Source organism: Sinomicrobium weinanense, from assembly GCF_018863395.1.
In the GTDB taxonomy this organism is placed as follows: domain Bacteria; phylum Bacteroidota; class Bacteroidia; order Flavobacteriales; family Flavobacteriaceae; genus Sinomicrobium; species Sinomicrobium weinanense.
Window position 1 is genome coordinate 141,897 of record NZ_JAHKRR010000007.1, and the last position, 14,500, is coordinate 156,396.

At 47.3% G+C, this 14,500-nt stretch carries 13 protein-coding genes and 1 tRNA gene; 3 read left to right on the forward strand and 11 right to left on the reverse strand.

Features of this window, described 5'->3' with window-relative positions:
* Positions 1-145: 145 nt before the first annotated feature.
* Positions 146-227: transfer RNA gene (locus KN811_RS17360), tRNA-Leu, on the reverse strand.
* Positions 228-533: 306 nt separating this feature from the next.
* Between KN811_RS17360 and KN811_RS17365 the strand changes: the two genes are divergently transcribed.
* Positions 534-1,937, forward strand: a complete 1,404-nt coding sequence (locus KN811_RS17365) for a dipeptidase (protein WP_187964112.1) — start codon at positions 534-536, stop codon at positions 1,935-1,937.
* 60 nt (positions 1,938-1,997) lie between these two features.
* Here KN811_RS17365 and KN811_RS17370 read toward each other — a convergent pair whose 3' ends face one another.
* The 5 genes from KN811_RS17370 to KN811_RS17390 form a co-directional block, all read right to left on the reverse strand.
* Positions 1,998-3,311: an NAD(P)/FAD-dependent oxidoreductase gene (locus KN811_RS17370; protein ID WP_247716541.1), complete on the reverse strand. Its 1,314-nt coding sequence runs from the start codon at positions 3,309-3,311 to the stop codon at positions 1,998-2,000.
* Complete coding sequence (locus tag KN811_RS17375; RefSeq protein WP_187964111.1) at positions 3,271-4,269, reverse strand: 4-hydroxyproline epimerase; 999 nt, start codon at positions 4,267-4,269, stop codon at positions 3,271-3,273. The genes KN811_RS17370 and KN811_RS17375 overlap by 41 nt, the downstream gene beginning before the upstream one ends.
* Positions 4,270-4,302: 33 nt before the next feature.
* Entirely contained in the window at positions 4,303-6,027 is a 1,725-nt protein-coding gene (locus KN811_RS17380; RefSeq protein ID WP_187964110.1) for a DUF885 domain-containing protein, read from the reverse strand.
* Positions 6,028-6,210: 183 nt separating this feature from the next.
* Positions 6,211-7,794, reverse strand: a complete 1,584-nt coding sequence (locus KN811_RS17385) for an aldehyde dehydrogenase (NADP(+)) (RefSeq protein WP_187964109.1) — start codon at positions 7,792-7,794, stop codon at positions 6,211-6,213.
* Positions 7,795-7,910: 116 nt separating this feature from the next.
* Positions 7,911-8,825, reverse strand: a complete 915-nt coding sequence (locus KN811_RS17390; protein WP_187964108.1) for a dihydrodipicolinate synthase family protein — start codon at positions 8,823-8,825, stop codon at positions 7,911-7,913.
* A 266-nt stretch (positions 8,826-9,091) separates the two neighbouring features.
* Between KN811_RS17390 and KN811_RS17395 the strand changes: the two genes are divergently transcribed.
* Positions 9,092-9,940 (forward strand): AraC family transcriptional regulator, encoded by an 849-nt coding sequence (locus tag KN811_RS17395; protein ID WP_187964107.1) that lies wholly within the window; start codon positions 9,092-9,094, stop codon positions 9,938-9,940.
* On the opposite strand, the gene KN811_RS17400 is transcribed toward KN811_RS17395, so the two are convergent.
* The 4 genes from KN811_RS17400 to KN811_RS17415 all read right to left on the reverse strand — a co-directional run bounded on the left by KN811_RS17400 (position 9,926) and on the right by KN811_RS17415 (position 12,205).
* On the reverse strand, positions 9,926-10,294 hold the full coding sequence (locus KN811_RS17400) for an MmcQ/YjbR family DNA-binding protein (RefSeq protein WP_187964106.1): 369 nt from the start codon (positions 10,292-10,294) through the stop codon (positions 9,926-9,928). The two genes, KN811_RS17395 and KN811_RS17400, sit on opposite strands and share 15 nt — an antisense overlap.
* A gap of 79 nt (positions 10,295-10,373) precedes the next feature.
* Positions 10,374-11,012, reverse strand: a complete 639-nt coding sequence (locus KN811_RS17405; protein WP_187964105.1) for a DUF4230 domain-containing protein — start codon at positions 11,010-11,012, stop codon at positions 10,374-10,376.
* 10 nt (positions 11,013-11,022) lie between these two features.
* Positions 11,023-11,379, reverse strand: coding sequence for a DUF4260 domain-containing protein (locus KN811_RS17410; protein ID WP_216334915.1), 357 nt, complete (start codon positions 11,377-11,379; stop codon positions 11,023-11,025).
* A 61-nt stretch (positions 11,380-11,440) separates the two neighbouring features.
* Positions 11,441-12,205: a cyclase family protein gene (locus KN811_RS17415; RefSeq protein WP_187967563.1), complete on the reverse strand. Its 765-nt coding sequence runs from the start codon at positions 12,203-12,205 to the stop codon at positions 11,441-11,443.
* Positions 12,206-12,323: 118 nt separating this feature from the next.
* Between KN811_RS17415 and KN811_RS17420 the strand changes: the two genes are divergently transcribed.
* Positions 12,324-13,289: a M20/M25/M40 family metallo-hydrolase gene (locus KN811_RS17420; protein WP_187967562.1), complete on the forward strand. Its 966-nt coding sequence runs from the start codon at positions 12,324-12,326 to the stop codon at positions 13,287-13,289.
* Positions 13,290-13,368: 79 nt separating this feature from the next.
* On the opposite strand, the gene hemW is transcribed toward KN811_RS17420, so the two are convergent.
* Entirely contained in the window at positions 13,369-14,496 is a 1,128-nt protein-coding gene (gene hemW / locus KN811_RS17425; RefSeq protein ID WP_187967561.1) for a radical SAM family heme chaperone HemW, read from the reverse strand.
* Positions 14,497-14,500: the final 4 nt, after the last annotated feature.

Here is a 14,500-nt window from a genome sequence, read left to right on the forward strand (position 1 = left end):
TAATCAAAAGAATAAAAACTAAGAGAAATCATTAAATTTTCTCAAATCGAACACCAAATTATTACAAATAAAATCCTGACAGTCAACCAATTAAAACAAAAAAACCACATAAAAAAGCGAGATCTCTTACAGAAACCTCGCTCAGTGCGGATGAAGGGAATCGAACCCCCACGCCTTGCGGCACTAGATCCTAAGTCTAGCGTGTCTACCAGTTCCACCACATCCGCGGCTATAATACCTTCTGGTATCGGGCTGCAAATATAGCTTATTTTTCGAATAATGGACCGCAGCGGTCAAAAAAATATCTTTCCCATCTGTCACTTTTTATTTATTTTTAACAGGCCATGCCTCGACAAGTGATGTACTGAGTACTTCGATAAACTCAGTATAGTATTTATCGAAGTGTGATATACTGAGCTTGCCGAAGTGCTCAGCACAAACATGTAATGCACTGAGAACATTGTTGGTTGGTTTGCACGAATTGTTAGCGGGCATTTTGTACTTTTGATTTATTATAAAAGTTTATCAACTTCATGGAAGATATTTCATCATACGTTCAGAAAAATAAAGAACGGTTTATCGGGGAACTCATAGAGCTCCTCAGAATCCCTTCAGTGAGTGCCGACCCTGCTTTTTCCCAGGATGTCCTCAATACTGCCGAAGCTGTCAAGGAAAGTCTTTTGCAAGCCGGGTGCGACCATGCGGAAGTCTGTGACACTCCGGGGTATCCCATCGTTTACGGGGAAAAGACCGTCGATGCGGCCTTACCGACTGTTTTGGTCTACGGTCATTATGATGTGCAACCTCCCGATCCCGTAGAGCTATGGGAAAGCGGGCCGTTCGATCCTGTGGTAAAAACAACGGAGATCCATCCCGAAGGTGCTATTTTCGCCAGGGGGGCCTGTGATGACAAGGGGCAGATGTACATGCATGTCAAGGCTCTCGAATACATGGTCAAAAACAATACCCTCCCCTGCAACGTAAAGTTCATGATAGAAGGTGAGGAAGAAGTAGGCTCGGAAAGCCTTGAATGGTTTATAAAACGCAACCAGGAAAAGCTGAAGAACGACGTTATCCTTATTTCAGATACAGGGATGATAAGCAACTCCCAGCCTTCCATTACTACCGGGCTCAGGGGACTGAGCTATGTTGAAGTGGAAGTTACCGGTCCCAACCGTGACCTGCATTCGGGGCTCTATGGCGGTGCCGTGGCCAATCCTATCAATGTCCTCACTAAAATGATCGCCTCCCTTCACGATGAGAACAACCACATTACTGTTCCCGGTTTTTACGACAAGGTAGAGGAGATCTCCGCAGAAGAACGCGCGGAAATGGCAAAAGCCCCTTTTTCCATCGAAAAATACAGGAATGCCCTCAATATTGATGAGGTTTACGGTGAAAAAGGCTATACGACCAGTGAACGGAGTTCCATACGCCCCACCCTGGATGTGAACGGGATATGGGGAGGATATATCGGGAAAGGTGCCAAAACTGTAATCCCCGCCAAAGCATACGCTAAAATATCCATGCGACTGGTACCCGACCAGGATTGGGTGGAAATTACGGAATTGTTCAAAAAACATTTTGAAAGTATAGCGCCCCAAGGGGTAAAAGTCGAGGTAAAACCGCATCACGGCGGACAAGCCTACGTAACTCCCATTGACAACATAGGCTACCAGGCAGCCAGCAAGGCCTACAACGATACCTTTGGTATCATCCCCATTCCACAACGAAGCGGGGGAAGCATTCCCATTATTTCCCTGTTTGAAAAAGAACTGAAAAGCAAAACCATCCTGATGGGCTTCGGCCTGGACACGGATGCCATACATTCGCCTAACGAACACTTCGGCATCTTTAACTATCTGAAAGGGATCGAAACCATTCCGCTGTTCTATAAGTATTTCACAGAGTTGTACAATTCCGACTCCCGGTTGTAGGTAACGTGCCTATAACAGTTTTGCATACCGTATGGGCGCAAGATTTTGCGCCCTTACCCCCTACGGGGCTATCCTGAACATGTTTGTATCTACGGAGGTTTTTTTACCGGAGAGCATTTCACTGACCAGCTTACCCGTAGCCGGGGCCAGGCTTACTCCCATCATGGCATGGCCGGTAGCTATGACCAGATTGGATATTTTTTCAGTACCGGATATGACGGGTAAGCCGGAAGAGGTACAGGGCCGGAAGCCATACCACGTATTCTTCTTTTCGGGCAATTCGAGCTCGAAACCAGGATAAAAATCACGGATAGTATCTACAATTCCCTGTAACCTGTTGGTACGGATACGGGTATCTCCGGTATGGGTGATCTCCATGGTGCCCCCGAACCTCAGGTCATCTCCCATCGGGGTTACGGAAACCTTCCCCTCACATAAAATGGCCGGGTGCAAAGGTTTTTCTTTTCTGTTCCTGAGGGTAAAGCTATACCCTTTTCCGGGAAGCAGAGGGAGTTTTAAATTCAGTTTGTTTGCAATACCGGCGCTCCATGCCCCGGAAGCCAATACAAATTCGTCTGCTTTAAAATTTCCCTGGTCCGTAAGAACTTCGGATATCTCCCCTCCTTTTACCTGAAAATCACTGACTTTTGTATTCCTTTTTAATTCCACCCCCAGCTTCAGGACCTCATCGCGTATAAATGCCATAAACTTATTGGGGTACAGGTGTGCGTCCGATCTGTAATGAACACCCCCCAGAACATTTGTATCCACCCCGGTTTCCAGTTCACGCACCTCCTCGCCGGACAAAAAGTCTACTTCCAGGCCGAGTTTTTCTGCTTCTTTTGCCACATGTCTTTCTTCTTCGCCTGTCTTTTCCGTTTTATACAACATCAACAGGCCCTTTTCATCATAGAAAAAAGCATTGTCCTTCCGGGCGAGGTCGCGGTATAATTCCTTGCTCAACAGGGACAGATCCCGAAGTGCCGGCATGGCTTTTTCCACATGCTCCCTGGTGGAATTGCGATAGAATTGCCAGCTCCAGGAAAGCAATGCCTTGTGAAGCCTCGGCCTTACATAAAACGGACTTTTCGGATTGAACATCCAGCGGATGCCCTGTGCTATCATGCCGGGCTGGGCCAGCGGAATAATATGTGAAGGCACTACCAATCCGGCATTGCCAAAGGAGCAGCCGTCGGTCATATCCGAACTATCCAGGACAGTCACCCTGTGGCCTTCCCCGGCCAGGTAGTACGCGGAGCACAATCCAATGACGCCTCCCCCGATAACGATCACATCTTTCAATGGTCTGTGGTTTAAAATTACTATACGAAAATCAAATGACCTGGAATCCGTGGGCATAGGGATCATCATCATCTATGATAATATTGTTATAGCCGGTGATCCTGGCCCAGCCCTCAATACTCGGCACAATGCCCTTTTTGTCTCCGATGTCGGTCACGGATTCCACCCTTCCGGTAAACTTGCTGCCAATAATACTTTCGTGTATGAATGTTTCCCCTTCCTTTAATTTCCCCCTGGCATACCACTGGGCCATCCGTGCAGAGGTTCCTGTACCGCAGGGCGAACGGTCAATGGCCTTATCGCCGTAGAAAACGGCATTCCGGGCCGTAGCTTCTTCAGACAGTGTTTTCCCTGTCCAGAGTATATGGCTGAGCCCGTTTATGGTTGGGTCTTCGGGATGGGTAAAGGTATATTTTTCGTTCAGTTGCCTTCGCAAATGCCTGCTCCAGCCGATCAGTTGATCGGCCGGGTGATGTTCCAGTCCTTTAAAATTATCCTGCACATCTACGATAGCATAAAAATTGCCTCCGTATGCCACATCTACCTTGAGTTTTCCAAGATCCGGGCATTCGGCCTCCAGGTTTTCGGAATCGAGATATGCACCGACATTGACCAGCCGGACGGAAGTGACCCTTCCCCCTTCTTTCTTATAACTTACCCTTACCAGTCCGGCAGGGGTTTCCAGTCGTAATTCTCCGGGAACCTTCGGGCTCACCAGGCCTTCTTCAATGATCACGGTAACCGTCCCAATAGTACCGTGCCCGCACATGGGCAGGCAGCCGCTGGTTTCGATGAACAGTATCCCCACATCGTTGGCTTTGTCAACCGGGGGGTACAGGATGCTTCCGCTCATCATGTCATGTCCGCGCGGTTCGAACATCAGTCCTTTTCGTATCCAGTCGAACTCCCGTAAAAAATGTTGTCGTTTTTCACTCATGTTCTTTCCTTCCAGGAAAGGCCCTCCTCCTGTAACTACGCGTACAGGATTACCACAGGTATGGGCATCCACGCAAAAGAATGTCTTTCTCACTGCTAGACCTAAGCTAATTGATGAATAGAATATCTAAGATTTTTGTTTTATATAGGCTTTTACTCTTTGTTCCAGTATAGGCAATGTTACCGTACCCTGTTCCAGGATAAGCTCGTGAAATTCGCGGATATTAAAGGTATCGCCCAGTGCTTTCTCTGCTTCTTTCCGAAGTTCCCTGATTTTCAGTTCCCCTATTTTATAAGACAGGGCCTGTCCGGGCCAGGAGATATACCGGTCCACTTCGGTATTGATCTCATGAATGGACAAGGCCGTATTTTTCTTTAAGAAGTCTACGGCTTCTTCCCTGGTCCATCCCTTGGCATGCAGGCCTGTATCTACTACAAGGCGGCATGCCCGCCACATCTCGTAGGTAAGCCTCCCGAAATCTTCGTAAGGAGTGGTGTATATCCCCATTTCCCTGGCGAGGTATTCCGTATAAAGTGCCCAGCCTTCTCCGTAAGCGGACAAATACAGGTTTCTCCTGAACTTGGGGATGCTATCGCCCAGTTCCTGATTGAGGGATATTTGCAGATGATGACCGGGCACGGCTTCGTGTGCCGTGAGCGACGGAAGCACATAGAGCGGCCTGCTCTCCAGCTGATAGGTGTTTACCCAGTAATAACCCGGCTCGGTATCGGTTGAACTCCCCACATACCTGCCCGTGGTGTATTTCGGGGCTATGGCATCGGGCACCGGGGCTACGCCATACGGCTTTCGGGGGAGGGTCTTAAAGAACTTCGGGAGTTGCCCGTCTATCTTTTTGGCAATGTTCCGGGCTTCCTTTAACAGGGCTTCGGGAGTTTTAACATAAAACTGTTCATCTGTGCGTAGCCAGGTGAGAAAGTCATTGAAACTACCGTCAAAATCCACTTCTTTTATGATCTGCTCCATTTCTGCCCTGATCCGCGCCACTTCTTTCAGGCCTTTTTGGTGAACTTCTTCTGCCGTAAGGGACAGCGTGGTGTAATAGCGTATCCTGTTGCTGTAATACTCCCTGCCGTTGGGTGTTTCCGATACCCCGAGCGTGGTCCGGGTATTCGAATAGTATTCTTCTTCAAAAAAACGTTTGATCTTTTTGAACTGCGGGGTAACGCTTTCAGCCACCACTTTTTTTGCCACTCCGGCCAGGGAATCTTTTTTTTCCTTTGAAAACCGGTCGGGCAGGTTTTTAAAAGGGGAATAATAAAAACTGTCTTCAGGGTTGTCTACAATATGGTCGTCATAGGTTTTTTCATAGCCTTTCAGGATCACCAGGGGTTGGGAAATACCTTTTTTAAGGCCTTTGCGGAGCAGCTCTATATGATCGTCCACAAACCGGGGGACAGCCCTGAGGAGGTCGAGGTATTTTTTTACCTCTTTATCATTGTTCAACGGACGTACGCGATAAGTGAGGTTGTTATGAAACCCGGCATCGGACAGAATGGGGTTCAAATAAGCCTCAAACCTATAATCATCTACATCTTCCCGAAGCGTAAACTTCAGCAACTCAAGGGAGATCCTTTCTGTTTCGGACAATTGTCCGGCATCCAGCGCATCCAGCTTTTTGATTTCTTTTGCGGCAAAACCGGCTTTTTCTTTGTAAAGCTCTTCTGTATACCGCCCGAGAGGATATTTGTCCTTGTCTACGGGTTTGAACTCCTCAACCTCACGGATAATCCCGGCCAGCTCTCCCGAAGCGTCCTTTAACTGGGCCCGGACATCGAGTACGATCCCGAAAAGGAAGAGCAGGGATAATAGTATTTGAAGTATTTTTCTCATTGTTTTTTTATCTAGCGAAGTGATCTGTTTTTTTGTTCATGGGGGTGATTTTTGTTGCAGGTTGCAGGTTGCAGGTTGCCAAAGCTACAAGTTCCAAAAACATCTGCAAATCACAATAAATTAACTTAATGCCGATCTGCTCATCATCATCGCTCAAAAAGTTGAGGTGACTTTGTGTATGATCTACAACTCCGTCCTGGTTTTTTCTCCATTGACCAAACGGGAGATTCCCAGTGGATTGTCGTTCTTCAGTTCGCCGGGTAACAGGGCGTCAGGCCAGTCCTGGTAGGAGAATGGCCGGACCCATCGTTTTATGGAATGTATCCCCACCGCGGTAAACCTGCTGTCTGTCGATGCAGGATAAGGCCCGCCGTGCTGCATGGACGGGCATACTTCCACTCCTGTGGGCACCCCGTTAAATATTATACGGCCTACCCGGTTTTGCAGAGCTTCCACTATATCGCCATGCTCCCTGATCTCAGCTTCTTCGCCCAGTATGGTCCCGGTTAACTGTCCTTCCAGCTTTTTGATAATGGCCACCAGCTCTTTGCTATCCCTGCATTGTATCACTACTGAAAACGGACCGAACACCTCCTTGTGCAGGGTACTGTTTTCCAGAAAGGTTTTCCCTTCCACGGTAATGATCTTTTGTTGTGCATAATTGGCCTTTACCTCTTTTTCATATGCCGCTACGACATTGACCTCCGGCTGACCGGAAACTTCTTCTTTCAAGTTGTTAAATGCACCGTGGATGTTGGGGTGTAGCATACAGCTTGGATCTATTGCCATTATCTTTTCTCCGAGTGCCTGTGTAAATTCCGTCAGGTTATTACCTTTTATACCGATAATAAGCCCGGGGCTGGTGCAAAACTGCCCTGTTCCGAGGGTAATGGAACCGGCGTACTGCTGCGCCCAGAAATCCGATTTTTCTTTTAATGCGGAAGGCAAAGCCACTACCGGGTTTACACTTCCCATTTCGGCAAATACTGGGATGGGTTCTTCACGTTTTGCCGCCAGGTCAAACAACGCCCGGCCTCCTTTTATGCTCCCGGTAAACCCTACGGCCTTTACCCCGGGGTGCTGCACGAGTTTTGCCCCTACTTCCACCCCGCTGCTGTTCAGGTTGGAAAAGACACCGTCGGGCATTCCTGTTTTTTGGGCTGCCTTTATCACTGCCGAAGCTACTAGTTCTCCCGTACCGGAATGCATGGGGTGACTTTTTACAATCACGGGGCAGCCTGCTGCCAGTGCGCTTGCCGTATCTCCTCCGGCCGTGGAATAGGCAAAAGGGAAATTACTGGACCCAAATACCACTACGGGACCAATAGGGATCAGCATTTTCCGCAGGTCTGGCTTAGGAGCGGGTTTCCTATCCGGAATACCTGTGTCTATGGAGGCTTCGATCCAGCTGCCTTCGGCGACCAGTTCGGCAAACGAACGGAGCTGGAAGAGGGTACGCCCTCTTTCGCCTTCGGCTCTTCCCCTCGGCAAACCGGATTCCTGCATATAGGTTTCCAGGAGTTCATCGCCCAGGGCCTCCATCTCGTCGGCAATGGCATTTAAAAATTCGGATTTTTTCTTTCCGGAAATGTTCCGGTAACCCTCAAAAGCCTGCGATGCCAACTGAACCGCCTCCTCGATCTCATCTGAAGAGGCTTCGTGGAAAACCCAGGGGTTTTCAGTGTTCAGCTCCGGATTAAAGGTTTTGTAGGTGATCCCGGATTTTGATGATTGCCGGGTGCCTATATAATTTTTTCCTGTGATCATTGTTTTATTTTTTATTTTCCTATGAAGGCTAATGCATTTGTGGAGACACAATACATTTATGGGGACACAATGCATTTGTAAGGGTGCAATGCATTGCACCCCTACGGTATATAAAATTACAAATTTTTATAATCGGGCAGCGCGGGCCTGGTCTTCAGGCTGTCCTCTATGACCTGCAATACGCGTTGGCGTTCCTCTCCAACCAGGGGTAGCCTCGGTGCACGTACATTTTCGGTACCGATCCCGGTAGCCACTTCGGCCAATTTGATGTTTTGTACCAGCTGCGGGCTCAGGTCGAGATCCAGTAAAGGGTTGAACCAACGGTATATTTCCAGGGCTTCCCCTATTCTTCCTGCTTTGGCCAATTTATATATGGCCACGGTTTCGCGGGGGAAGGCATCCACCAACCCCGCTACCCAACCATCGGCTCCGGCCAGAAGGCTTTCAAACGCCAGGGGATCCACTCCGCAAAGGATCTTGAGCCGTTCGCCAAAGCGGTTGATGAGCCTGGTGACATTGGCCACATCTCTTGTCGATTCCTTTACCGCCCGGATATTGTTCAGTTTCAGGAGTTCTTCGAACATATCGAGGGTAACTTCTATCTTGTAATCCACCGGGTTATTGTATATCATTATGGGAAGGGAAGTGTTTTTGGCGATCTCACTAAAGTAGGCCACGGTTTCCCTGTCTGTCGCCTTATAGCGCATGGGAGGCAGCACCATCAGGCCTTCGGCTCCGTCTTTTTCTGCCTTATGTGCAGTTTCTATCGCCTTTCTGGTGGTCTGTTCCGCAATATTAATAATAACAGGAACCTCTTTTTTAACCATATCGACAGTTGCGCGAACAAGTTCTCCCTTCTCATCATCGGTAAGGGTACTGGCTTCCCCCAGGGTACCTCCCAGAATAATACCGCTTACCCCGGCTTCCAGTTGTGCCTGGATATTGACTTCGAAATTTTTCAGGTCCAGTTTGTCGTCATCCGTAAACTTGGTCGTCACCGCGGGCATTACGCCTTTCCATTGTATAGCCATTTTTATTGCTTTTATGTGATATCATTTTGTAGTTCAAAAATAAGGGCTTCCGTTTCATTGAAATAATCCGTAATTAGCAACTATTGATACTATATTACCTATTTAATATCTATAAATAATACAATTGAGTAATATTTGCGTATTTTTATCACTCCGCCGAATGAAATGGCTATTTTTTACTGAATTTCTGAGGGACGGATGACCGGTGAGCGATGACCTATACGGGCATCTGTCACCGAGCATCGGTCATCTATGCAAAAAAACAAATGAAAGTACTACCTTTTAAAATTCCGAAGACCAAAGAGGAGTCCCTGATCTACCAGGAGGATTTCGAAAAGGTGTTTTACGACAAGCTGCATCAGCACGAGGAAATACAAATAAGTATTATTGTATCGGGTGAAGGGAGCCTGATCGTAGGCGACAGTATCAATCATTACAAGGCCGGCGACATCCTCGTTATCGGCGGGAGCGTCCCTCATGTGTTTAAAAGTGACGGTACTGCAAACCAGTACTCTTTTATGCTTACCCTCTTCTTTACACAGGCTTCCTTCGGACAGGATTTTTTTCACCTGCCGGAGTTCAGGATGCTGGAAGAGTTCTTCAGGCTCTCGGAAAACGGTTTTAAAGCCTGCACTAAAAAATCAGCATTAAAATCGCGATTCTTAAAGTTAAAAAAGGCTGACAAGTACAAGCGGTTCCAATTATTTCTCGACATTTTACGCCTGCTTTCCAAGGCGGAAAAACAACCTTTGTCTACTTTTATCTATAAAAAAAATTACACGGAAAATGAAGGAAAGCGCATGGGCGACCTCTTCGAATACGTTATGCAAAACTATCATGGTTCCATGACCCTGGACACCGCAGCCAATATTGCAAGTATGAGCAAAAATGCCTTTTGCAGGTATTTTAAACAGCGTACCAACAAAACCTTTTTCCAGTTCCTTATCGAGGTCCGGGTGGAGAATGCCTGCAAGCTCCTGCTGAAGAACAGGGAGCTTTCCATTGCGGATGTTTCCGACCGGTGCGGGTTTCAGAATATTTCGAACTTTAACCGGAAATTCAAGGAGATCAAAAAAGTGACCCCTTCGCAATACCGCAGGTTACAGGGAAGCTAGATTTTCGCGCTGCTTTTTGGTAAGCCCCCTGACCACCAGATCATAGGAATGGTCGATAAGCTCTTCGACAAATCGGGGAGGCAATTCACCGTTATCGATATCCACGGTGTTCCAGTGCCTTTTGTTCATGTGATAGCCCGGTTGTATGCTCTCATACTCCGCCCTTAATTCGGCAATGCGTTCGGGATCGCATTTCAGGTTTACGGAATGGTCTCCGGCTTCCCATTTATTCAGGGAAGTAAGTGCAAACATCTTGCCCATGACCTTGAATACTATGGTGTCTTCCCCGAAAGGAGCGTCTTCGGTGGCGCCTTTTTTGTTCAGGCAGTAGTTTCTCAGGTCTTCTATGTTCATGGTTTATTAGTTTTGGAGTTGAGGAGTTTGGGAGTAATTTATTGAAATTCATTGTAACCTGTCTTTAGCTCTCAACTCATCAACTATCTTCCGTTTTATCCTCGATCAGTTTTTTCTCCCCGTCCTTGATCTCCAGGGCAGAATAATCCAGTTTCCATCCTATGGTCTGAACAATGGTCTCTATGAGCAATACGGCTTCCAGGACCTCCTTCCGGGCGGTGTCCATCAGTCCGCTCTCCGGTATTTTATCTAGAATATGTTGTTTTGCTTCCTTGTTCAGTTCCGTAAGGTCCGTAGAGGCAAACCTGTTGAACAGGCCGTTCTTCACGTCATAATATTTCAGGTCGGGTTCTATGGACAATACCTCCGGTTGTGGAAAATCGGTCAGGACGATCCGTTTTTTCTGGTTGTCGGCCCGCATTTTCACCTTCCGCAGGTCAAACCCTATATGCACTTTGGCATTGATAACAATAAGTGCCTTTTTCTTACTGGAAATGAGGCTCAGCAGGTGTTCTTTGGTATTTTCGTAGTGATATATTTCTGCAAAATCGCCTTCCACCGTAACGAGTTTGCACACTCTCCTGATTTTTTCCAGCAACACTACCGACTGTTTCTGGGTGAGTTGCCTGCTCTGCCTTTTTTTCAGAAAGGTGTACAGCCAGTACGTAGCTATAACACCGATGATAAGGCCTATGAATAAAGTAGTGATATCGTTCATATAATCTTAATTACTCTTCCTTCCCTATGGCTCCCAAATGTGTATTCTTAAAAGAGTTTCCATATTTGAGCCCGTATCCCAGCATACGGTCAAAGCTGGCATGGGCAAACAGTATTGCCCCGGCCATTTGCAGCGCCTGTACCTGTGTAAAGAAACCCAGCAAATATACCGCTATGGCGATACCTTTGTGATGAAAAATGTTATAGGTTATCGCGCCTACCCTGGTATTCCAGGCATATCCTATCATCCCGATATCGGGGGCCAGGAACAGGGCAATAAACCACCACCAGGAATAGTCGAGCTGTTGGAAAAAGAAAATTCCAAGGGCCAGCATAAAGAGTTCTTCCAACCGGAGTGTTTGTTTCATGTTTTATGTTTTTTAGATGGATGACCGGTAACGGAAGACCGAAGCAAACATCCGTCATCCGTCACCGATCACCTATCTCCCCAGATATTTTATACAATACAGGTTTGCTCGGCGAAGCATCGTTGACAAAAGATGCTATCTGTAAATTTAGCAAATATGATCCATCCGGTACGGTATCGGGAACAAAAATAAATTCCGTAATGGTTGCGTCCAGCCTTATTTTTTCGTTTACGTTCCAGAATGCTTTATGGGCCAACAACTTTCCGTCGTCCTTTTCCCTGTCTACGGAAGGAAGGTCGATCAACAGGTGCTTTACCCCGGTTTCCCGGAGATAAACGGCAACGGCTTCTTCCAGGTACGGGGGATTGGTATGGGAATATTTTTGGGTCAACTTACCCTTGTCGTTGGGCAGCGTACGCAGCACCACGGCTTCCGGCTCCTTTCCATGAAGAGCGGTTTCCACCTGTGTTTTTGTTATGACGAGGTCTTCGCCCATAGGTTCCGGTTGTATGGAGATCAGCTCCGCAATAAAGAAAAACCGTTTCAACACATCGTTAACATTGTAAAATTCCCTGGTGATATGTCCGGCACATTCCGTATGCGTACCATGAGCATGTGGATTAAAACGGATATTGTTGAAATTGGTCGACGCCCCCGCAGCTACACTTCCGGTCCAGTCGCCCAACTGTACGGGCTCGATTTCCGGGGCACCGAGATACCAGGCTACGGGATTGTCCTCCGAAGCGCGTAACGGAATGGATATGTCGATAGGTTTGTCAAGGTTTGCCATATACACCTTGTCCCGGTATTGGATTGTTGTTTGCATAGTGCAATTTAGGAATAATGGTTTAAAGTTTCAGGTTGCCGGTTGCCAGTTAAAAAAGTTATTCTTGTCTCTTATCGGCAAAACATATAGTTTTGCCTTTCTGTAAATTTTTATCCCGATGGATATACACAAAACAATCCCGACTGCTTTTTTTGCCTTGTTTTTCCTTTGTCTCTTTTCTGTTTCTGCCCAGGATATTTCTCCTCAACCGGATGCAGCGATCATACAGCAGCACGTCAATGTCCTTGCTGCCGACGGGATGAAAGGACGCGGCACGGGCAGTAAGGGACTGAAAAAAGCGGCCCGGTACATCAAACGCCATTTTAAAAAATACGGGCTTGCTCCTGCGGGAGCCCGGAAATACGGACAACCCTTCACAGCAAAGGTTAAAAAGGCCGTAGTTGCTGACAGTTTGCGAAAAGCTAACAACATCATAGGTTTCCTGGACAACGATGCCCCCTATACCATTATCATCGGCGCTCATTACGATCACCTGGGGATGGGTAAACAGGGCAGCTCCAAACATCCTTCCCCCGAAGGGCTTATCCATAACGGTGCAGACGACAATGCTTCCGGCGTGGCGGGGCTGCTGGAACTGGCAAGGTATTTTTCCCAAAACGAAACAAGCGAACCGTATAATTTTCTCTTTATCGCATTTTCTGCCGAAGAATTGGGGCTATTGGGATCGAAATACTATGTGGAACACCCTGTCATCCCCCTCAAAAACATCCATTTTATGTTGAATATGGACATGATAGGCCGCTATAATCCGGAGCGGGGTATCGGTGTGGGCGGATATGGTACAAGCAGCGAATGGCCTGCAATTTTTGAAGGGATAGAAGCGAAGGTGAAATTCTTTACAGACAATGCCGGAAGCGGAGGTTCCGATCACGGTTCTTTCTATGCAAAACAAATTCCGGTGCTGTTCTTCCACACCGGAGGGCACCCTGATTATCACATGCCTTCGGACGATGCAGACAAGCTAAATGCCGAAGCAGAGGCGAAGATCATTGACCTGGAGATCCGTATCATAGAGAATGCTATGAAACAAGGAAAATTACCTTTCACGGAGGTGAAAAATTAATCTGGGATAGGGCCGTAACACCTGTACTGAACAGAGTCGAAGTATGCTACGGCTTTACTTACGGTTTATAACAGGGTATTTATTTTACAAAAAAGAGATCAGCAGCAATACCATCGGCCAGGAATTTGCCTTTTGATGTTGTTAGCAACACGTGTTCATCAAGGCTTAGCATACCGTTTTCTATATGTTTTCCGGCCTGTTTTAACAGATAACGGCTGTATTCCGGTCCAAAATCCTTTTCCACCCGGGCAGGAGAAATCCCCCAAATGGTCCGCAAACCGGTCATCACATATTCATTATAGCGATCCGTTTCGGTGAGTATTTCTGTTTCCCTGGGCAGTTCTTCCCGGTTTATGGCTTTGATATACCTGGCATTATTGGCAATGTTCCAGCTTCTGCCCCGGCCGTCATAACTGTGTGCCGACGGACCGATGCCCAGGTATTTCTTCCCCAGCCAGTAGGCCGTATTATTTCTTGAGAAATAGCCTTCTTTGCCAAAATTGGACAGTTCATAATGGACAAATCCATCGGATTGGAGGGTTTCGGCCAGGATAGCAAACTGCTCTCCGGCCTGTGCTTCATTGGGTGCATCGGCCTTTCCAACACGGATAAATTTTTCGAGTGCTGTTTTAGGCTCTACGGTCAGGGCATAGGCCGAAATGTGAGGGATTTGATATTCAAGTGCCCTGGCCAGGTTTTCCATCCACCGGGAGTTGTCCATTCCGGGGATGCCGTAAATGAGATCAATGGTCATATTATCGAAATACCGTGTTGCCCCGGACAGGCATTTCCGGGCTTCGTTGGCATTGTGAGCACGGTTCATCCATTTCAGGTCCGTATCAAAAAACGACTGGATACCGATACTCAGCCGGTTTACAGGAGAAGCCGCAAGTTCTTCGATCTTTTTTGCCGAAAGGTCGTCCGGGTTAGCTTCTACGGTGATCTCCGGGTTTTCATCCACCCTGTAATGCGTATAAACGGTGTTGATAAGCTGAGATAATTCACCCGCTGATAACAGGGAAGGCGTGCCCCCGCCGAAATAAATGGTCTCAACCTTTTCGTCCCGGAACTCCTCCTTTCGCAATTGCAGTTCTTTTTGCAGGGCACGTATCATCTCCTCTTTTTTCCCGGTAGATGTGGAAAAATGAAAATCGCAATAGTAACATGCCTGTTTGCAGAACGGTATGTGGATGTATATGCCTCCCATGATA

Excerpts from the sequence above, each read along its gene's own strand:
- KN811_RS17370 (WP_247716541.1), bottom strand. The coding sequence starts at position 3,311 with ATGATGATGATCCCTATGCCCACGGATTCCAGGTCATTTGATTTTCGT.
- KN811_RS17390 (WP_187964108.1), bottom strand. The coding sequence starts at position 8,825 with ATGGCTATACAATGGAAAGGCGTAATGCCCGCGGTGACGACCAAGTTT.
- KN811_RS17380 (WP_187964110.1), bottom strand. The coding sequence starts at position 6,027 with ATGAGAAAAATACTTCAAATACTATTATCCCTGCTCTTCCTTTTCGGG.
- KN811_RS17420 (WP_187967562.1), top strand. The coding sequence starts at position 12,324 with ATGGATATACACAAAACAATCCCGACTGCTTTTTTTGCCTTGTTTTTC.
- KN811_RS17395 (WP_187964107.1), top strand. The coding sequence starts at position 9,092 with ATGAAAGTACTACCTTTTAAAATTCCGAAGACCAAAGAGGAGTCCCTG.
- KN811_RS17385 (WP_187964109.1), bottom strand. The coding sequence starts at position 7,794 with ATGATCACAGGAAAAAATTATATAGGCACCCGGCAATCATCAAAATCC.
- KN811_RS17400 (WP_187964106.1), bottom strand. The coding sequence starts at position 10,294 with ATGAACATAGAAGACCTGAGAAACTACTGCCTGAACAAAAAAGGCGCC.
- KN811_RS17410 (WP_216334915.1), bottom strand. The coding sequence starts at position 11,379 with ATGAAACAAACACTCCGGTTGGAAGAACTCTTTATGCTGGCCCTTGGA.
- KN811_RS17405 (WP_187964105.1), bottom strand. The coding sequence starts at position 11,012 with ATGAACGATATCACTACTTTATTCATAGGCCTTATCATCGGTGTTATA.
- KN811_RS17415 (WP_187967563.1), bottom strand. The coding sequence starts at position 12,205 with ATGCAAACAACAATCCAATACCGGGACAAGGTGTATATGGCAAACCTT.
- hemW (WP_187967561.1), bottom strand. The coding sequence starts at position 14,496 with ATGGGAGGCATATACATCCACATACCGTTCTGCAAACAGGCATGTTAC.
- KN811_RS17365 (WP_187964112.1), top strand. The coding sequence starts at position 534 with ATGGAAGATATTTCATCATACGTTCAGAAAAATAAAGAACGGTTTATC.